The sequence below is a fragment of the Nevskia sp. genome (genome assembly GCF_051860985.1).
Taxonomy (GTDB): domain Bacteria; phylum Pseudomonadota; class Gammaproteobacteria; order Nevskiales; family Nevskiaceae; genus Nevskia.
In genome coordinates this window covers 241,816-261,394 of sequence record NZ_JBIMKV010000005.1, presented here as the reverse complement: position 1 = coordinate 261,394, position 19,579 = coordinate 241,816, and the positions used below count along the sequence as shown (strand labels likewise).

The window sequence follows — 19,579 nt, the reverse complement described above, 5'->3', positions numbered from 1 at the left end:
TTCATGGCGTTGATTCCCTTGCTGTTTCCGATATCCAAATTTTACCAAACAAGGGGGGTTAATCAGAGAATCCTTAGCGTCAGATCGTTGTGGTTGTAGAACGGCATCAGCACGTTCTTGGTGCCGATGTACTTCCAGTTCATGTCGGACACGCGGCCGTTGTAACCCTCGAAGTCCTCGATCATCAGATCGGCGCCGAGGAAGGCATCGGTGGTCTGGCCGGTAGCCAGGCGGCGCACGCGGCGCTGGAAGCCGAGGTACAGATAGGCGTCGTCGAACTTCAGGTCGTTCTCGTAGCGCTGGATCAGCAGCTGCGTGTCCTTCAGATCCTGCGGCGCCAGCACCTTCAGGTAGATGCCACGGAAGAATTCCGACGGATTCGGCGTCACTTCCGGCAGCGGCTCGTGCTGCACGCGATGCTTGAAGTTCAGGAAGCCGAAGTTGAACTTCAGCGTGCGCTCGACCTGCCCGGAATTGAGATTCCGGTACTTCCAGTAGAACGGCGAGATCGCCGCGCCGTCGCCCCAGTTGACGCCGTACTTGTAGTTCCAGGCGATCTTCTCGCCGGCGCGCGGGTCGCTGGTCGACGGCTCTTCCGGGAACGGCCGGCCGGCGATGAAGCCGGTGATCTCGCCGTTCTTGCCGCCGAGCGCCGCCTTGCCGGCGTTGGCGCGGGTGGCCTCGACGTAGTGCTTGTCGACGTCGAAGGAGGTCGTCGGCCCGACCTTGATCTCGGTCCAGCCGTTCTTGATCAGCATGTACATCGCGGCATCGAGCGCGTCCTTGAACTGCTCGACGTTGTCCTTGTTGACGACGGTGCCGGCCGACAGGCCGGGGAACGACGGCACGCCGGCCTTGTAGGGATTGAAGGCGGCGTCGATGTCGGTTGCGGCAGCGGCGCTGCCGGCGGCCAGCATCAGGCCCAGCGCCAGTGCGCGGGCAAACGGGGTGCGGTGCGTCATGTCAGGTTCCTCGGGAAATGGGTGGGCAATCAGAACGCGTAGCGCAGCGTCGCGAAGATCTCGTCTTCCTTGCGCGCGGCGCCGATCGGACCGGCGCGGAAGCGGCCGAGCGGCTCCAGGCCGGACAGGCCGCGCGAGAACGCGGTCATCGGATCGGCATCGCCGAACGGCGCAGTGAACGGAGCAAACGGGTTGCAGCTGCGGCAGTCGTCGACTTCGTAGCGGTCGAGATCGCCGGTCACCCACTTGATGTTGGCGCCGATGGTCAGCTTCACCTGGTCGTTGACGATCCAGTCCACCGACGGCGCGGTGACGCCGGCGCGGGCAGCGACGTCATAGGCGGTGACCACCTGCGGGCTGACCCGGTCGTTGACCAGGAAGGCCTTGATCAGCAGCGTGCCGATGACGTTGTCTTCCCAGTCGGCCATGCCGGCGGTGCCCAGCGAATCGCGCTTGCGCTGGTGATCGAAGATGTGCTGGTAGAAGATCTGCGCGGAGATCAGCGTCGTCCGGTTCGGGTTGATGAACGGGATGAAGGTCGGACGGTCGATGCCGACCACCGAGCGGAACACGTTGTTCTCCGAATACAGCTCCGGCTTCAGCGTGTTGGCGAACTGCTCGCCATCGGTCAGCGCCGCTTCGACTCTCACCGCTGCCTTCAGGTCCTGCAGCTCGAAGTCCGCCGAGCCGCCGATCAGGTTGACGCGTGGGAACACCATGTCGAAGGCGATCAGGTACGGGCAGCGGTCGTTGCCGTTGTTGCAGGGGCCACCGGTGAACGAGTTGGTCGCAGCGCGGCCGCCCTGCAGGCTCGGCAGCTGCGAACGGTAGTGCAGCGCGTTCAGCGAGAAGCTCAGGCCACCGGCGGTGATGCCTTCGAACTTGGCGCCGATCTGGGTGTTGGCCAGCGAGTGCTTCGGCAGTTCGACATCGCGGATACCGATCTGGCCCGGGCCGAAATCGGTCGACAGGAACACGCCAGGGCCGACGTTGGCGAAGTTCGCCACCGTGCCGCCGTTGTCCCAGAGGTTCTTCAGGCCGCGGAACAGGCAGCCGGCGTCGAGGATGGTGTTGGCGGTGCCGCACTGGCCGAGGTTGTTGGGCCGGAACTTGTCGAAGTTCCAGACCAGCTGCAGGTTGGAGTCCTGCAGGAACGAGGTCGCGCCCATCCGCCATTCGGCGGTGGCGATCCACATCGGGAAGCGGATGTCCTCAAGCTCGTCGTAGATGTTGTTACGCGAGTAGTCGACCGGGTTGATGACGTCGAGCACGCGGAACAGATCGGTGCGGCCCCAGACCACCTGCTGGCGGCCGATCTTGACGAACAGCTGATCGTCGCCGGCCAGCGGCAGCGTGTTGGACACGGTGAATTCGCGCAGCGCATCGAGCCGGCGATTGAAGTCGGACCAGGCCAGGTCGCCGCTGCCGAGGTTGCCGTAGCCGCCGAAGTTGACGCAGCCGCGGCGGTCTTCCGAACAGGGGCGCACCGGCACGCCGAAAGCGACGCCGGCGCCGACCGGATGCCAGCGGTCACCGAGCACCCGCAACCCCTGGTTGGGGTTGTAGCCGGGTGCATTGGGGTCCGTGGAGTTGAAGCCGAAGGCGTTGTTGGGCAGGCCGAACACGCCGGCGACGACCGCCGCGTTGACCGCGCCGCCACCGTGCGGCAGCGGCGGCGGACCGCCGACCGAGTTGAGGGTGATCGGGCCGCCGGCGCGGCTGCCGTACTGGTCCTCGTTCATCAGGTAGACGCCGTCCCAGGTGCCGCGCAGCGTGCTGTTGACCTGCCAACCAGCGACGCTGCCGCTGATTTCGGCCTGCAGCGTGTTGCGAAACTTCGACAGGCCAACCGTGCCGCCGGTGGCGTCCTGGAATCGATAGCGGCTGTCGTTCTCGTAGAACACGTCGGCTTTCCAGCCGTCCTGGGCCTGAATGGCCTTGACCGGTGCCAGCAGCGCCAACCCCAGCGCCACCGCCCTAGCCATTGCAGCCGCCGGACGGCGGCCGTCTCTGTTGTTCATCGTGGACTCCTCTTCTTGATTTCTAGTGGGGACCGCCAGCGGGACTCGCACTGCCCGCCTCTTGCTGCACGACAGATTCAGTGGCTTGCCGGCACCGCCCGGCCGACCGCGCCTTCCGGGGCGCCGACCACGAAGCGCGGCCGGAACGCGACACACCAGGCCGGCACGATCAGCATCGCGGCCACGGCGTTGACGATCAGCATGAAGCTGAGCAGGACGGCGGCGTCGCTCTGGAAGCGCAGGTCGGACATGAAGATCCACAGCACGACGCCGGCGATCAGCGTCACTGCGGTGAAGCTCACCGCGTAGCCGGTGGTGGCGACCGCGTTGATCGCCGCCTTGCGGATATCGCCGAGCTGCTCCATTTCCTCGCGGATGCGGTCCATGAAATAGACCGCGTAGTCGATGCCGACCCCGACGCCGACCATGATCACCGGCACCGTGTTGACGCTGACGCCGATGCCCGCCCAGCCCATGTAGGCGTAGGTCATGATGGTGGCGAACAGCATCGGCAGCACCATCAGCCAGCCGGCGTGCAGCGACTGGTAATAGAGCATCACCAGCACGAAGGCGGCGACCATCACCAGCGGCACCATGATCATGTGATCGCTGTGCAGCGCCTCGTTGGCGGCAGCCGACACGCCGACGATGCCGCCGCCCGGCTCGAACACCAGATCGGCGACGCCGGCCGACGCGATCAGCGCCGATTCCTGCGCCAGCGCCAGCGCGCGGGTGATGGTGTCGGCCTGGTGGTCCTTGTAGAAGAACACCAGATCGGCCTCCGTTTCGTCGGCATTGACGAACTCCTTGAGCGCGCCGGGAATCGGGCTCGAGGCGAGGTACGCGAACATCAGGCCGCCGATCTCGCCAGCGGTGTCCGGCAGCTGTGCCCAGCGCGGATCGTCGTTGTGGGTCAGCCGGTTGACCTGACGCACCACCGCCGGAATCGCCTTGACGCCGCCCAGCGACGGGTCTTGCAGCATCAGCTGCTGGAAGCGCTCGATCGCCTGCATGACCTCGGGCCGCTTGAGGCCGCCCGGCTCGGTGGTGCGGGCGATGATGTGCAGTTCCTCGGAACCGGGGAACAGCTGGTTCACGGCGGTCGTCGAGCGGTTGTAGTCGTGATCGCGATGCAGGATCGGCGAGCCGGGTTCGGATTCGCCGATCTTTACCGTCAGCGCCAGCGGCGTGCCGGCGATCACCAGCAGCGCGGTGATGCCGAGGATGGCGACGGCGCCGCTCGGCTTGCCGCCGGTGGCGGCCATGAAGCGGCCAAGCGCCGAACGCACGCCCTGGTTCTTGTTGGCCATGTCCTTGGGCTGCGGCAGCAGGGTCAGCGCCAGCGGAATCATGAAGTGCACGGTGAAGATCACCGAGAACGCCCAGAAGCCGGCCGACACGCCAAGCTTCCAGTTGAACGGTGCGGCGCCGAGCATCATCACGGCGATGCAGACGGCGTCGACGATGATCGCCAGCGACCCGGGACGGAACAGGGCATCGAGCGCGTTGCGCGCCGCCTGCTTGCCGTTGTGGGTGACCGCCAGTTCCTCGTAGTAGCGCGCCACCAGCTGCACGCCGTGCGACATCGCTCTTGCGGCGATCAGGAACGGGATCGGCATCGACAGCGGCTCCAGGTTGAAGCCGAGCCAGGCCATGAAGCCGAGCCCCCACAGCGACGACAGCGAGATGCCGAGCAGCGGCAGGGCAATGCCGTAAAGGCGCCGGAAATAGACGACCAGCAGGGTCGCCAGCAGCGCCAAGGTCCAGAACAGGATGCCGACGATCTGGTTCAGGTAGGTGTAGACGTAGCCAGTCAGCACCGGGTTGCCGGTGATGTAGACCTGGTGGCCGTCGCGGGTCACGGCGGCACGCAGCTTCTGCAGTTCGGCGAAGGTTGCGGCGTAGTCGATCGCACCTTCATTGAGCTGCCCCTTGATCAGCGCCGCCTTGCGGTCCGGCGACACCAGCAGGCCATAGACCTGCGGATTGGCCAGCACGTCCTTGCGCAGCTGGGCCAGCTGTTCGGGCGTGTGCTCGGGCTTCTGGGCGTCGTAGTAGGGCTGCGAGCCGAAGCCGCCGTCCTCGCGCACGAACACCTTGCGCACCGTGCGATGGGTGAGGCTGGAGATCAGGTTGTGGTTGATGCTCGGCAGCGTGTCGATGCCCTGGGTGGCCTCGTGGACCAGCGCCAGCGTCTTGTCGTTGAAGATGTCCGGCCCGGCCGAGCCATCGGCCGGCACCTCGATCGCCATCACCACCTGGTTGGCGCCGCCGAAGTTTTCCTTGATGCGGTTGTAGGTCTGGATATACGGGTGATGCTGCGGCAGCAGGTCGTTGAAGTCGGTCAGGATCTTGAGCGACGGCACCTGGGTCGCGAACAGCAGCGTGGTCGCGAAGATGCCGATCAGCACGGCACCGGGGTGAGCAAAGATCCAGCCTTCGCCACGCTGCAGCGCGGCGGTGACGCGGGCGCGCAGGCTCATGGCTGGCCTCCGGTCACGGCGGCGACCCGGGGCGCAAGCTCCACCACCTGCAGCGCACCGGCGGCGCCCGCCACCAGCAGGGCCTGCGGCTCCAGCGCCGCGCCGGCGGCAAGATCGGCCGGGAACGGTGGCGTGCCGTCGAGTGCGGTCCAGCGGTTGCCGTCAAGCCGCAGCACCCGGCCGCCACCGCCGACGCCGTACATCGCGCCGCCCACGGCCTGCAGTGCGTAGACCGGTGCCGCGCCCGGGTTGTCCTGCGCGGTCCAGGTCGCGCCGCCGTCGACCGTCTGCAGGATGGCGCCGGCCAGGCCGCTGACCCAGCCGGTGCTGGCGTCACGGAAGCGCATCGCGTACGGGTAGAACGCCTCCGGCAGGCCGGCCTGCCGGGTCCAGCTGGCCCCGCCGTCAGCGGTTTTCAGCAGGGTGCCGAACTCGCCGGCGATGTAACCGTGGTCGGCATCGACGAACTGCACGGTGGTGAGGATCGCGTCCTCGCCAGGCGGCTGGGCATTCCAGGTCTGGCCGGCATCGGCGCTCATCAGCACGGTCGAATAGCTGCCGACCACCCACAGGCGGTTCTTCGGATCGCAATCGATATCGATCGGGTTGAAATCGCCCTCGATCGGCCGCGGCGTCCAGTTCGTGGCCTGGGTATCGCCGATCCAGACCTTGCGGTAGAAATCGAGCGCCGCGAAGCGGCCATCCGGGCAGGCGCTCATCGCCACCACCGAGGCCGGCATCGGCAGTTGCTCGCGCTGCCAGTGGCGACCGCCGTCGCGCGAAGTCACCAGCACCCCGCCACCACCGGCGGAGACCAGCTGCTGGCCGTTGCCGGCAGCCGCCTGGAAGTTGTCGCTGCGCTGCACGGCCTTGTCGCGTTCGGCGCGGACCGCCGACAGATCAGGCGGCTGCACGCAGCCTGCTGCGCCCAGCAGCAGGGTCGCCGCGCTGAGCGCGGTCTTGGTTCTGGTCATCGGTCACGCTCCTCCACACATCATGGTTTTCGGTCGTCCGTCGCGGACCGCGACCGACGACCGGCACTGGTTGTTGCGTCATTCGGGAGCGCCGGCAGGCGGCGTGGCTGGAGGGCCGTGGCGGTGCAGGTGGGCCTGCGAACGGGCCGGATCGCCGTTCGCCGATGCCGCAGAACCGCTGGCGGCACCCCGCCGGATCCCCTTCCTGCCTGCGCGCTTGCTCCCGAATCGCGAGCCTCGTCGGGCCCTTTTTGCGTCGGCGAAGACTGGCGTCTCGCCCCCCGCAGTTCCAATACTTTTGACTCGTTTTTGCGATACGGAATCCGTATCGCAACGACATCTACCGTATCGCATCTGGTCAGATGCACAGTCGATCTGCACGCCTTGCACAGCGCACGGACATGGCAAGCGTGCAGCTTCCGGCAGCGCTGGCAGCGCAGCGGCGTGATCGCCTCCGCACGACAGCACCGAAAGCAGCGAGCCCTTGGAAATATCGTATTTTCCGTTTATATCGAGGTCAATATGTTTTCTCGAGATTTTTCCGAATCCCGTCTTGCCGTGCGGTAACATTCGTTTGCCGGCCTGGGGGCCGGATTCCCATTGCGAAAGGAGCGGGCGGCCGACATGCCGGACATCATCTGGTCGGGACACGACGGTGCGGCGGCCGATGACGCGCCGCGCACGCTGATCGAGGCGGCCTGCCAGCGCCTGCGCCAGGACATCGTGGCCGGCCATTACGCGCCAGGCGAAAAGCTGCGCGTGGAGCACCTGAAGGATCGCTACGAGGTCGGCGCCGGCACCTTGCGCGAAGCGCTGGCGCGGCTGGCCGCCGAGACGCTGGTGGTGGCGCAGGGCCAGCGCGGCTTCAGCGTGGCCGCGTTGTCGCTGGCCGATTTCGAGGACCTGACCCGGACCCGGATCAACCTCGAGTGCGAGGCGCTGCGGCTGTCGATCCTGCATGGCGACGACGCCTGGGAAGGCCAGATCATGGCCAGCTTCCACCGGCTGGGCCGGGCTCAGGACAAGCTCGACGAACAACCTTCGCTGGACACGGTGCGCGAATGGGAGGAACGCAACCGGGCCTTCCACCGCAGCCTGCTGGCGGCCTGTCCGTCCGCCTGGACGCTGCATTTCCTCGGCATCCTCTACCAGCAGTCCGAGCGCTACCGCCGCTACACGCTGCAGAACCGGCCGATCCCGCGCAACGTCCATCACGAACACGAGGCGATCATGCAGGCCACCATCGCCCGCGATACCGACCGCGCACTGCAGCTGATCACCCGCCACATCGCGCTGACCCTGGACGCGGTGCGCTCGGCGCCGCCCGACACCTTCGTGCGGCGGCCGACGAGCCGGAGCGCGGGCCTCGACCGCAGCGTCGCCGGCTGACACGCAGGCCGCTGCCGCAGATCCTGTCAGCGTGCCGGCGACGCCGGCCAAGCGGTTACGATCGGCGTCCTCCATCCTTGGCCGCCCGCCGCATGACCGCCCTGATCGACGCGCTTGCCGCCGACCCGCTGTTCCTCGGCATCGCCACCGCCGCGCTCGGCCTGCTGGTCGGCAGCTTCCTGAACGTGGTGATCCTGCGCCTGCCGCGCATGCTGGAAGCCGGCTGGCAGGCGGAAGCGCGCGAGCTGCTCGACCTGCAGGCCGCCGACGCGCCTCCGGAGCGAAAGCTGTCGCTGACCTCCCCCGCGTCCTGCTGCCCCGGCTGCGGCGCGGCGATCCGGCCGTGGCAGAACATTCCGGTGCTGTCCTGGCTGGCGCTGCGCGGCCGCTGCGCCAGCTGCCGGACCGCAATCTCGATCCAGTATCCATTGGTCGAGCTGCTCAGCGCGGCGGTGTCGGCGGTCTGCGTCTGGCGCTTCGGCTGGTCGCTGCAGCTCGCCGCAGCGCTGCTGTTCAGCTGGATGCTGATCGCGCTGACCGTGATCGACCTGCGCGAAACCCTGTTACCCGACGACCTCACCTTGCCGCTGATGTGGATCGGTCTGGCCGCCAGCACGGTCGGCCTGTTCGTCGGCATGAGCGCCAGCATCTGGGGCGCGATCGCCGGCTATCTGAGCCTGTGGTCGATCTACCACCTGTTCCGCATCGCGACCGGCAAGCACGGCATGGGCTACGGCGATTTCAAGCTGATGGCCGCACTCGGTGCCTGGTTCGGCGCGGCGGCGCTGCCGCTGATGCTGCTTCTGTCATCGCTGGTCGGCGCGCTGGTGGGCTTAAGCCTGATCGTGTTCCGCAAGCACGATCGCAACGTGCCGATCCCGTTCGGCCCCTACCTGGCCGGTGCCGGCTGGCTGATGCTGATCTGGGGCGATCAGCTGTCCGGCATGGTCACCGGGCGCTGACATGGGCGTGCTGACCATCGGTTTGACTGGCGGCATCGCCAGCGGCAAGAGCCACGTCGCGAAAGCCTTCATCGCGCTCGGCGTGCCGCTGCTGGAAGCCGACGACGTCGCCCGCGAAGTGGTGGCGCCGCCGTCGCCGGCGCTGGCCGCGATCGCCGAACGCTTCGGCACCGCGATGCTCAACGACGACGGCACGCTGAACCGCCGGGCGCTGCGCGAAGTGGTATTCGGCGATCCGGCGCAGCTGAAAGCGCTGGAGGCGATCACCCATCCGGCCATCCGCCAGCGGGTTGCCGACTGGCGCGCCGCGCAGACCGCGCCGTACTGCATCTACTCGGCGGCGATCCTGATCGAGGCCGGCATGACCGCGCTGGTCGACCGCGTGCTGCTGGTCGACGCGCCGGAAGCGGTGCAGCTGCGCCGGCTGACGGCCCGCGACGCCGCCAGCGAAACCCTGGCCCGGCAGATGATCGCCGCGCAGGCCAGCCGCGAGCGACGCCTCGATGCCGCGCATGACGTGATCGACAATCGCGACGACACCCAGGCGGTCGAAGCGCAGGTGGCTCGGCTGCACCGGATGTTCATCCGGCTTGCGGAAAGCGTCTGATATCTGACGCAAAAGGTTTGCCCGCGTGGCGTGACGCGGGTCACAATCGCGATTGGTGTCGGCGATCAGGTTTCGATGGACCGTTCCCCTGAATGGGTCAGCTTCGAGCAACCGCTCAATGAGCGGACGCGGTCGCTGCTGCGCCTCGAATTCCTGTTCGCCGAGTATGCGCACCACGCTGCCGACGCCACCGTCTGGGGCATCCGCGCCGGCCTGCAGACGCTGCTCGACATCCTGTCGGTGATCGGCCGCAGCGATCTCCGCACCGAGCTGATCCGCGACCTGACCGAGCAGCGCAGCCTGCTCAACCGGCTGCGCAGCCGCCCGGAATGCGATCGCGCCAAGCTTGATTCGGTGCTTGCCGAGATCACTGGCGTGCTGGCTACCCTGCATGCCTCCGGCGCACATCCGTCGACGGTGCTGCGCGACAACGAGTTCCTGTTCTCGGTGCTGAACCGCAGCGGCATTCCCGGCGGCACCTGCATGTTCGACCTGCCGGCCTTTCACCGCTGGCTGTCGCGGCCGTACGCGAACACCGAGCGCGATCTGTCGCGCTGGTTCTCGCTGCTGCGGCCGTACCAGGCGGCGATCGGCCTGTACCTGCACCTGCTGCGCGATTCCACGGCCGCATCGGAGCATGTCGCCGAAGGCGGCGTGCACCTGCATGTGCCGCAGGGCGTGTTCCCGCTGCTGCGGGTCCATGTTCCGCCGGACGCCGACGTCTACCCCGAGATCAGCGCCGGCAAGCACCGCTTCAGCTTCCGCTTCATGCGGCTGGGCGACGTCAACCAGCGCAACGTGCAGACCGCCGACGACATCACCTTCCACCTGCAGTGCTGCACGCTGGCCGGCAGCCACGCTGAGCCGGCATGAGCAGCAGCAGTCCGTCGGTCCGCATCGCCCGCTGCCCGAAGTGCGGCACCTCCAGCCGGCTGGACGAGCGCAACCCGTTCCGGCCGTTCTGCAGCGAGCGCTGCAAGCTGCTCGACCTCGGCGCCTGGTTCGACGGCCGGCACGCGATACCGGTCGAGCCGGATCCCGCTTCGTTCGACGACGACGCCTGAAGCGAGTCAAGACCCGCCCAGGGCGTCAGTGCGGCGCGTTCAGCGACGCCCCGACCGCCACGCCCCGCTGCATCACCATCGATCGGACATTGGCTTCCTGTTCGGCCCGGCCGCGCTCGGCAGCGCGCCGGCGACCACCCGGCAACAGCCGGCTCAGGCTGTGGCGCGCCAGGTTTCGCGGGATCGCCAGCAGCGGATACCAGGGCAGCATCCGGGTCGGAACACCGAGCCGCTGCATCGCCTCGGCGCCCAGGAAGGCGCGGCTGATCGACAGGTTCTTCGCGTACTCGTAGCGGCCGCGCAGCCAGCCGAAGTTCGGGTACTCGCGGCTCAGCGGCTCGTAGGCCAGCGGCTGCGCCATCATCGGGCTGGTTTCGTCGGGGTTGGTCAGGCTCAGCAGGAACTGCAGCAACTGCGCGGCACCGCCGGCTTCGGTATCGGCCAGCCAGTGCTCGTCGACCCCGATCAGCCAGCCGACATAGCGCACCAGATGGGCCGCGTCGTCGCGCTCGCGGCGGGTCTGCGGCATGCCCAGCAGGCGGCTGCCGAGTACCGGCACCAGCAGCGAGCCGTACAGCGTGGCGCCCATGTCGGCCTGGTTGATCGGCAGGCCCCAGTCCTCGAGCTGCCAGTCCGGTCGCGCAGCCACGGTGCGCCGCACCAGCGCGTGGATGAAGCGGACCATCAGGGTCGAACGCCAGCCGATGGCATGCGGTTCCAGCCCGCCGGCCACGGTGCAGTCGAGCTTCCACTGCACGGTTTCCGCCAGCCGCCGGGTCGGGCCTTTCTGCAGCGCACCGGTCAGGATCAGGGTGCGGTTGAACGCCGAGGCCTGGTAGCCGCCGAGCAGCGCGACATTGCGGCCGACATGGAACGCGGTCTTGCCGCAGCGGCGGAACAGTTCGGCGCCGCGCTCGACGCGGGCGCGATCCAGCCAGGCCGGCGGCGTCGACACCTCGGCGATGAAGCGGCGCAGTTCCGGCAGTGCGTCCGGCACCGCGTCGATGCCATGCGCCAGCGCCGCCTCGAACTGCTGGCGGGCCTCGCGCATGCCGTGCTGGCTCATCGCCGCCAGCAGCGCGTCCATCGCCATGTCGCCCTGCATCAGCGCGATGCCGATCTGATGCCAGCGCTCGGCGTCCGGCGATTCGATCGCCGGCATGATCCGGCCGAGGCGGCCGAGCACGGCGTCGATGTGTTCGCTGCGGCGGTGGCGGGACGGAATGAAGCCGGGCGCGGTCTGGGTCATGGCGGATGCAAGGGTGAGGGCTTGACGCGCACCCTATTGCGAATGTTTATTCGCATTCAATCCGCGTTTCCCTCGCGTCCCGTTCGTCTCCCGTTCAACGCCTGTCCATGCGCAAGAAACCGATCCAGCAGCGCGCCCGCGTGCTCGTCGACAGCCTGATCGACGCCGCTGGCGACATCGTCGCCCGCGACGGGCTGGAAGCCCTGACCACGGTGCGGGTCGCGGCCCGCGCCGGGGTCAGCGTCGGTTCGCTGTACCAGTACTTCGACAACAAGAACACGCTGGTCGCGGCCCTCATGGACCGGGTCAACAGCGACCTGATCGCCGCCGTCGACCGGGTCGCCGCGCAGAACGTCGGTGCCGATCCGCAGCGCTTCGCGCGGGCGCTGCTGACAGCGGCGTTCGACGTCTTCGAGGCACGCCAGGGCCTGGCGCGCGAGCTGATGCGCCACTGGCACCGGCTCGACATCGCCCGCGGCCTGCATCGCTTCGAAAGCCGCATGCTCGATCTGCTTCGGGCCTACGCGCTTGCGCAGCTGCGCGAACACGCGGTCGATCCCTCGCCGGCCCGGGCCTTCATCCTGATCAACAGCATCGTCTTCACCCTGCTGCGCTATCTGAGCCTGCCGTCGCCGGCGATGTTCCAGCGCGAGGAGCTGATCGAGGAGCTGGCGGCGATGGCGGCGCGGCTGATCACCGCGCCGCGCTGACCGGCGATCAGCGCGGCCAGAAGGCGCTGATCGCGGCAATGCCCTGGGCGCCGTGGCGCTGGGCATCCGCCAGGTCGCCGCTGCCGAGCCCGCCCAGCGCGTAGACCGGCAGCGCCGCCTCGCCGCGCCGCGCGACGAAGCCTGCCCAGCCGATGCCCGGCGCGCCGGGATGGGTCGCGGTCTCGAAGACCGGGCCGAGCACCGCGAAATCGGCATCCACGTACTGCGCCGCGCGCAGTTCCTCGGCCGAATGGACCGACGCGCCGAACCAGCGATCGGCCGCGATCGGCCGGCCGCCATAGCGCTTCAGCGCCACGCTGGTGGCATGCCAGCCGTCAGCGCCGATGGCAGCGACCAGGCCGGGATCGCGGTCGACGATCAGCCGCAAGCCGGCCGCCCGCACGGCCGGCAGCAGGCTGCGGGCCAGCGCGCCGTAGTCGCGTTCGTCGAGCGCCGGCTGGCGCAGCCGCAGCAGCGCCCCGCGCGGCAAGCTCGGCAGGCCGGTCAGCAGTTCGAACAGCGTCGCGTCGGGCGGCGTGAACACGTACTGCGGCGGCAGCCGCAGCGCCTTGAGGATCGGCGTGACGGTCGGCAGCAGATCAAGGTCGGCGACATCGTCGACCGCCCGCCATGCGAAAGCCTGCTGCTCGCGCGGGGCCGGCGCGCCGTCCCAGGTCTCGACGCACCAGGTGTCGAGCACGACGTGCCGATCGCGGTAGTCATGACGGAAGCGCAGCAGCGGCCGGGCGCGGCGCAGGGTGACGCCCAGCTCCTCGTGCAGCTCGCGGCACAGCGCTTCGAGCGCGGTCTCGCCGGGCTCGATCTTGCCGCCCGGGAACTCCCACTTGCCGGCGGCGATCTTGCCGGCCGGCCGCTGGGCGATCAGCAGCCGGCCCTCGCCGTCGATCAGCACGCCGCAGGCGACCGGAATCAGCGGCACCGCGCTCATCGCCTGCCCGCCCCGCGCATCCCGGTCGCAAGGCCGGGCGCACTGCGGTCACAATCGCGCCGGCACGATGCGCTGCGCCCACCGCGCGCCTTCCGCTTCATTGCATCGCTCACAAGATTCCACCGTTCAGGAGAAACACCCGCATGGCCATCGTCACTCGTCGCGTCGACTACCTGGATCAGGACACCCGCCTGCGCGGCCGCGTCTATTTCGACGACAGCAGCAACGCTCCGCGTCCCGGCGTGCTGGTCAGCCACGCCTGGGGCGGCCGCGACGATTTCGCCAACCAGCAGGCGGAAAACATGGCGAAGCTCGGCTATGTCGGCTTCGCGCTGGACATCTACGGCGACGGCCGCCGCGGCAACGGCGTCGAGGAATGCCAGGCGCTGATGACGCCGTTCATCGAGGACCGCGCCCTGCTGGCTCGCCGCATCACCGCCGCCCTCACCACGCTGCGCAGCTTGCCGGAAGTCGATGCCACGCGGATCGCCGCGTTCGGCTTCTGCTTCGGCGGCCTGTGCGTGCTCGATCTCGCCCGCAGCGGCGCCGATGTGCGCGGCGTGGTCAGCTTCCACGGCCTGCTCAAGGGTCACGACCTGCCGAAGCAGACGATCAGCGCCAAGGTACTGGTGCTGCACGGCGACGCCGACCCGCTGGCGCCGTTCGAGGACGTGATCGCCTTCCGCAACGAAATGAACGCGGCGGGCGGCGACTGGCAGCTGCACGCCTACGGCAAGATCCTGCATGCCTTCGCGGTGCCCGGCGCCAGCATGCCGGGCGTTGCCGCGCACGATGTCGTGGCAGAAGCGCGTTCGCAGACCGCGCTGCGGAATTTCCTCAGCGAAGTGCTGGCCTGATGGATTCGGCGGCCGGTCGGCAACGGTGCCGACCGGCCGCAAGGCCCGGCTTCAGGTCCGGTATTCGGCGTTGATCTTGACGTAGTCGTAGCTGAAGTCGCAGGTCCAGACCCGCGTCTTCGCGGTGCCGCGGCCCAGCGCCACGCGGATGGTGAACTCGGGCTTGGCAACCACCGCAGCACCGAGATCCTCGTGGTACGCGGGATGCGGCTCGCCGCCGTCGAGCAGGCGCACGTCATCGAGCCACAGGTCGACCTTGGCCGGATCGAGGCCCGGCACGCCGGCCTTGCCGATCGCCATCGCCAGGCGGCCCCAGTTGGCGTCGCCAGCGAACATCGCGGTCTTGACCAGCGGCGAGTGGGCGATCGAATACGCGACCAGCCGCGCTTCCTCCACGGTGCCGGCCGCTTCGACGTCGACGGTGATGAAGCGGGTCGCGCCTTCGCCGTCGCGGACGATCGCCTGCGCCAGCTCGATGCAGACCTCGGTGACCGCTTCGGCGATCAGCGGGAAATCGCGGTGCGCGCTGTCGACATCGGTGCTGCCGACCTGGGCGGTCGCGAACAGCACGCAGGAATCATTGGTCGAGGTGTCGCCGTCGACCGTGGCGCTGTTGAACGAGGCGGCGACCGCCGACTTCAGCAGCCGGTCGGTGGCCTCGGCCGTCAGGCGTGCGTCGGTGCCGACGTAGGCCAGCAGGGTCGCCATGTTCGGATAGATCATGCCGACGCCCTTGGCGATGCCGGTAACCGTGACCGGCCCCTGCGAGGTCGCCACCGTGCGCGAGGCGCCCTTCGGCACCGTGTCGGTGGTCATGATCGCGCGCGCCGCCGCATTCCAGGCATCGGCCCGCAGATTGGCCACTGCTTTCGGAATCGCCTCGACCATCCGCGCCACCGGCAGCTGCTGGCCGATCACGCCGGTAGAGAACGGCAGCACCTGCGACGGCTCGCAGCCAATTGCGGCCGCCACCGCCGCGCTGGTGTCGCGGGCGTTGGCGAGGCCTTGCGCGCCGGTCGCGGCATTGGCATTGCCCGCGTTGATCAGCAGCGCGCGAATGCTCGCGGTCGCCGCCAGCCGTTCGCGGCAGACCTGCACCGGCGCTGCGCAAAAGGCGTTCTGGGTGAACACGCCGGCAACCCGAGAACCGGGCGCCAGTTCGATCACCAACAGGTCCTGGCGGCCGGGTTTCTTGATCGCCGCTTCGGCGGAGCCGAGACGAACACCGGCAACCGGCGCCAGCGCGCCGGGGGCTTCGAGATTGACGGGCATCGGAACGCTCCTGGAATCAGACCAGTGCGCCGTGGCACTGCTTGAATTTCTTGCCGGAACCGCAGGGGCAGGGATCGTTGCGGCCGACCTTGGCGAACTCGCCGCCCGGCGCAACCGGGCGGCTCATGGCCGGCGGTGGTGCCAGCGGCCGACCCGCCGGCGGAGGCGGGGGCGGCGGCGCCAGTTCCGGCACCGCCTCGGCAACCGCCGACTGGGCATCGGCATGCTGGAATTCCATCGGCCGCGCGGCATTGCGGCGCGCCTCTTCCAGCGCCTGCACTTCGGCTTCGGTCAGGATCTGGATGCGCGACAGCCGCGAGATCACCTCGTGCTTGAAGCGGGCCAGCATGTCGTTGAACATCGTGAAGGCTTCGCGCTTGTACTCCTGCTTCGGGTCCTTCTGCGCATAGCCTCTGAGGTGGATGCCGAGCCGCAGGTAGTCCATCGCCGCCAGATGCTCGCGCCAGTAGGTGTCGATCACCCGCAGCAGGGTTTCGCGCTCGAACGATTCCAGCACCTGATCGCCGATCTTGGCCTTCTTGTCGGCATAGGTCAGCGCCAGGGCTTCGACGATCTTCGCGGTGATCTTCTTGTCGTCGATCTGGTTGTCCTGCTCGACCCATTCGCGGATCGGCAGCGCCAGCGCGAAATCCTTGCGCAGCGCTTCCTCCAGGCCGTCGAGCGTCCACAGCTCTTCCGGGCTCTGCGGCGGCACATGGGCGGCGACCACGGCGGCGACGACATCGTTGCGGATGTCGTCGATCATCGGCGTGACGACGGTGGCGCCCATCAGCTCGTCGCGCAGCTCGTAGATCGCCTTGCGCTGGTCGTTGGCGACGTTGTCGTACTCGAGCAGGTTCTTGCGGATATCGAAGTTGTGCGCTTCGACCTTGCGCTGCGCGGTCTCGATCGAGCGCGTCACCATGCGCGCTTCCAGCGCCTCGCCTTCCTGCATGCCGAGGCGCTGCAGCAGGCCCCGCATCGACGGCGGCGCGAAGATGCGCATCAGAGTGTCGTCGAGCGACAGGTAGAAGCGGGTGGCGCCCGGATCGCCTTGACGGCCGGAGCGGCCGCGCAGCTGGTTGTCGATGCGCCGCGATTCGTGGCGTTCGGAGCCGATCACGTACAGGCCGCCGGCGGCCTTGACCTGCTCGTGACGCTGCTTCCAGGCGGTACGCGCCGCGTCGCGGGCGGCGACATCGTCTTCCGCAATCGCGTGCAGCTCGGCTTCCAGCGAGCCGCCGAGCACGATGTCGGTGCCGCGGCCGGCCATGTTGGTGGCGATCGTCACGGCGCCGGCGCGGCCGGCCTGGGCGACGATTTCCGCTTCGCGCTCGTGCTGCTTGGCGTTCAGCACCTCGTGGGCGATGCCCTTTTGCGTCAGCAGACCGGACAGCAGTTCGGAAGTTTCGATGCTGGCCGTGCCGACCAGGATCGGCTGGCCCTTGGCATGCACTTCCTCGATGTCCTTGATCACCGCATCGAACTTGCCCTTGGCGCCGATGTAGATCAGGTCGCCGCGGTCGTCGCGGATCATCGGCCGGTTGGTCGGAATGACCACGACTTCCAGGTTGTAGATGCTCTGGAACTCGAAGGCTTCGGTGTCGGCGGTGCCGGTCATGCCGGACAGCTTCGCGTACAGCCGGAAGTAGTTCTGGAACGTGATTGAGGCAAGCGTCTGGCTTTCCTGCTGGATCTGCACGCCTTCCTTCGCTTCCACGGCCTGGTGCAGACCATCGGACCAGCGGCGGCCGGACATCATGCGGCCGGTGAACTCGTCGATGATCACCACCTGGCCGCCGCGGACGATGTATTCGACATCCTTGCGGTACAGGTGGTGAGCGCGCAACAGCGCGTTCAGGTGGTGGACCAGCACGATGCGGCTGGCGTCGTACAGGCTTTCGTCTTCGCCCAGCAGGCCGGCGGCGCGCAGCAGATCCTCGACGTGCTCGTGGCCCGCCTCGGACAGATGCACCTGCTTGCCCTTCTCCTCGACGTGGAAATCGCCTTCTGGATCTTCCTCGTCCTTCTGCCGCTTGAGCTTCGGGATCAGCGCGTTGAGCTTGCGCCAAAGTTCCGGGTCGTCATCGGTCGGGCCGGAAATGATCAGCGGCGTGCGCGCCTCGTCGATCAGGATCGAGTCGACTTCGTCGATCACCGCGTAGTTCAGGCCGCGCTGCACCTTCTCGTCGAGCGAGAAGGCCATGTTGTCGCGCAGGTAGTCGAAGCCGAACTCATTGTTCTGGCCGTAGGTGATGTCGCAGGCGTAGGCGGCGCGCTTTTCCTCGGTGCTCTGGCCGGACACGACCACCCCGACACTCATGCCGAGGAAGCGGAAGATGCGGCCCATCCATTCGGCATCGCGGCGGGCCAGATAGTCGTTGACGGTGACCACGTGCACGCCGCGCCCCGACAGCGCGTTGAGGTAGGTCGGCAGGGTGGCGACCAGCGTCTTGCCTTCGCCGGTGCGCATCTCGGCGATCTTGCCTTCGTGCAGCGCGGCGCCGCCGATCAGCTGCACGTCGAAATGACGCATGTTCATGACCCGCTTGCCGGCTTCGCGAACCACCGCGAAGGCATCGGCGCGGAGATCGTCCAGCGTTTCGCCCTTGGCCAGTCGCTCGCGCAGCACCACGGTCTGGCGGCTCAGTTCCTCGTCCGACATCGCGGCGTACTTCGGCTCCAGCGCGTTGACCACGCTGACCACGGCACTGAGGCGCTTGACGATGCGTTGATTGCGGCTGCCGAAGACGCGCGCCAGAAAGTTGTTGAACATGGGTTCCGAAGTCTGAGTGCAGCGCGGGCGAAAAGCCGCCCGGTTCAAACGAAAGGCGTCGATTATGCCTCAGAGCTTTGGCGCGGCTGTTTCGCTTTCAATAGCGCGCGTCCGGGGCGGAAAGGCTCGTCTCCGGCAAAGATCGCGAGCACGCCGAGAAACGCCGGGCAGGAAAAACGTGTCGGACCCGCGCAGCAACGAAGGCCGGGCCGGGAGCGAAGAGGTCGGCTGCAATCACGGCATCTGCAGGGACGTTTCTTCTCTCAAGATTTGTTCGCGCCCAGCCGGCTTCCGTGCCGTTCCCGCGTCTTCGCGTTCTTGAGCGCGAAACCGCCTGTCAGACAGCTCCGTTCAGGCAGCTCAGTGCGCCGCGTCGAGGTACTGCGCCGGGTTCACGGTATTGCCGTTCAGCACCAGTTCGAAGTGCACGTGCGGTCCGGTCGAACGGCCGGTCGACCCCATCAGCGCGATCTGCTGGCCCTTCAGCACACGGTCCCCTGGCTTCACCAGCAGCTTCGAGTTATGACCGTAGCGGGTGCGGTAGCCGTTGCCGTGATTGATTTCGACCAGCTGGCCGTATCCGTTTTCCGCTTGCGCGGCGGTGACGATGCCGCTGGCCACCGCCATCACCGGGGTGCCTTCGGCGGCCGCGAAATCGATACCCGGATGCGTGGTCCGCAGGCCGGTGAACGGATCGGTGCGGCTGCCGTAGCCGGAGGTGATGTAGCCGGCGTCGACTGGCCAGCCGCTCGGCTTGACCTCGCGCTGCATGCGGCTGGCCAGCAGCAGATCTTCGAGCACCCGCATCTGCCGCTCGCGGTCACCCAGCAGCGTCTGCAGGCGATCCAGCGAGCCGATGACGTCGGCCAGCACGGCCGGCGAGCCGGAAGCCTCGGTTTCCGGGCCACCGACCGGTGGCGGCTGCTCGAAATTGAATTCACCCGGATCGATGTTGGCGATCTGCGTCAGGCGGGCACCAGCAGCGTCGAGCCGGATCACGTGAGCCTGCAGCTGGGCGATGCGGCGCGCCAGCGCACTGGCGTCTTCCTCGGCCTTGGCCCGGGCCTGCGCCAATTCCTCGCGCTGTTGGGAAAACGCCTCGTCCCAGGCGCCGACCACCTGCTTCGGCAGCAGGCCGCGATCGGAGCGCAGGCTCATGCCGGCGAAAAAGCTCAGGCCCAGCAAGGCCAGACCGGCAACCGCCAGCGGCAGCCAGGTCAGCACCCTGTTCGGGTCGAGTCTCAGCCGCCAGGTCCGACCCCGGCTATGGCTGACGAGGATAATATCCATGCCACGCTTCATCC

The 19,579-nt window shown here is 67.9% G+C and carries 15 protein-coding genes and 1 pseudogene; 7 read left to right on the top strand and 9 right to left on the bottom strand.

The features are described 5' to 3' along the window. Positions 1–74 precede the first annotated feature (74 nt). From ACTIGJ_RS07525 to ACTIGJ_RS07510, 4 genes and pseudogenes are all read right to left on the bottom strand, one after another. Positions 75–962: pseudogene (locus ACTIGJ_RS07525) on the bottom strand (DUF1329 domain-containing protein); the annotation flags it as partial. 29 nt (positions 963–991) lie between these two features. After that, positions 992–2,983, bottom strand: coding sequence for a DUF1302 family protein (locus tag ACTIGJ_RS07520; RefSeq protein WP_439639668.1), 1,992 nt, complete (start codon positions 2,981–2,983; stop codon positions 992–994). Between the two features lie 77 nt (positions 2,984–3,060). After that, the gene (locus ACTIGJ_RS07515; protein WP_439639667.1) at positions 3,061–5,466 is read right to left on the bottom strand and encodes an efflux RND transporter permease subunit; all 2,406 of its coding nucleotides are present in this window, start codon (positions 5,464–5,466) and stop codon (positions 3,061–3,063) included. Then, the gene (locus tag ACTIGJ_RS07510) at positions 5,463–6,440 is read right to left on the bottom strand and encodes a WD40/YVTN/BNR-like repeat-containing protein (RefSeq protein ID WP_439639666.1); all 978 of its coding nucleotides are present in this window, start codon (positions 6,438–6,440) and stop codon (positions 5,463–5,465) included. The genes ACTIGJ_RS07515 and ACTIGJ_RS07510 overlap by 4 nt, the downstream gene beginning before the upstream one ends. A 624-nt stretch (positions 6,441–7,064) precedes the next feature. Here ACTIGJ_RS07510 and ACTIGJ_RS07505 point away from each other — a divergent pair. The 5 genes from ACTIGJ_RS07505 (at position 7,065) to ACTIGJ_RS07485 (ending at position 10,462) form a co-directional block, all read left to right on the top strand. After that, a complete protein-coding gene (locus ACTIGJ_RS07505; protein ID WP_439639665.1) occupies positions 7,065–7,829 on the top strand; it encodes a GntR family transcriptional regulator in 765 nt (254 codons plus the stop codon). 92 nt (positions 7,830–7,921) lie between these two features. Further along, the gene (locus ACTIGJ_RS07500) at positions 7,922–8,791 is read left to right on the top strand and encodes a prepilin peptidase (RefSeq protein ID WP_439639664.1); all 870 of its coding nucleotides are present in this window, start codon (positions 7,922–7,924) and stop codon (positions 8,789–8,791) included. Between the two features lies 1 nt (position 8,792). Beyond that, positions 8,793–9,398 (top strand): dephospho-CoA kinase, encoded by a 606-nt coding sequence (gene coaE, locus ACTIGJ_RS07495; protein WP_439639663.1) that lies wholly within the window; start codon positions 8,793–8,795, stop codon positions 9,396–9,398. Between the two features lie 75 nt (positions 9,399–9,473). Further along, positions 9,474–10,271 carry a cell division protein ZapD gene (zapD, locus tag ACTIGJ_RS07490; protein ID WP_439639662.1) on the top strand — a complete coding sequence of 266 codons (798 nt, stop codon included), beginning with the start codon at positions 9,474–9,476 and terminating at the stop codon, positions 10,269–10,271. Continuing rightward, a complete protein-coding gene (locus ACTIGJ_RS07485) occupies positions 10,268–10,462 on the top strand; it encodes a DNA gyrase inhibitor YacG (RefSeq protein WP_439639661.1) in 195 nt (64 codons plus the stop codon). The genes zapD and ACTIGJ_RS07485 overlap by 4 nt, the downstream gene beginning before the upstream one ends. 25 nt (positions 10,463–10,487) lie before the next feature. Here ACTIGJ_RS07485 and ACTIGJ_RS07480 read toward each other — a convergent pair whose 3' ends face one another. Further along, entirely contained in the window at positions 10,488–11,711 is a 1,224-nt protein-coding gene (locus tag ACTIGJ_RS07480) for an oxygenase MpaB family protein (protein ID WP_439639660.1), read from the bottom strand. 107 nt (positions 11,712–11,818) lie between these two features. On the opposite strand from ACTIGJ_RS07480, the gene ACTIGJ_RS07475 reads away from it, so the two are divergent. Further along, complete coding sequence (locus tag ACTIGJ_RS07475) at positions 11,819–12,421, top strand: TetR/AcrR family transcriptional regulator (protein ID WP_439639659.1); 603 nt, start codon at positions 11,819–11,821, stop codon at positions 12,419–12,421. A 7-nt stretch (positions 12,422–12,428) separates the two neighbouring features. Here ACTIGJ_RS07475 and ACTIGJ_RS07470 read toward each other — a convergent pair whose 3' ends face one another. After that, positions 12,429–13,370: a Nudix family hydrolase gene (locus ACTIGJ_RS07470; RefSeq protein WP_439639658.1), complete on the bottom strand. Its 942-nt coding sequence runs from the start codon at positions 13,368–13,370 to the stop codon at positions 12,429–12,431. 143 nt (positions 13,371–13,513) lie between these two features. Here ACTIGJ_RS07470 and ACTIGJ_RS07465 point away from each other — a divergent pair, with 143 nt between their 5' ends. Next, the gene (locus ACTIGJ_RS07465) at positions 13,514–14,227 is read left to right on the top strand and encodes a dienelactone hydrolase family protein (protein ID WP_439639657.1); all 714 of its coding nucleotides are present in this window, start codon (positions 13,514–13,516) and stop codon (positions 14,225–14,227) included. Between the two features lie 51 nt (positions 14,228–14,278). Here the strand turns inward: ACTIGJ_RS07465 and argJ are convergent, their stop codons facing one another. The 3 genes from argJ to ACTIGJ_RS07450 all read right to left on the bottom strand — a co-directional run bounded on the left by argJ (position 14,279) and on the right by ACTIGJ_RS07450 (position 19,565). Beyond that, complete coding sequence (argJ, locus tag ACTIGJ_RS07460; RefSeq protein WP_439639656.1) at positions 14,279–15,499, bottom strand: bifunctional glutamate N-acetyltransferase/amino-acid acetyltransferase ArgJ; 1,221 nt, start codon at positions 15,497–15,499, stop codon at positions 14,279–14,281. Between the two features lie 16 nt (positions 15,500–15,515). Next, entirely contained in the window at positions 15,516–18,275 is a 2,760-nt protein-coding gene (gene secA, locus ACTIGJ_RS07455) for a preprotein translocase subunit SecA (protein WP_439639655.1), read from the bottom strand. 360 nt (positions 18,276–18,635) lie between these two features. Beyond that, a complete protein-coding gene (locus tag ACTIGJ_RS07450) occupies positions 18,636–19,565 on the bottom strand; it encodes a M23 family metallopeptidase (RefSeq protein ID WP_439639654.1) in 930 nt (309 codons plus the stop codon). Between the last annotated feature and the right edge of the window lie 14 nt (positions 19,566–19,579).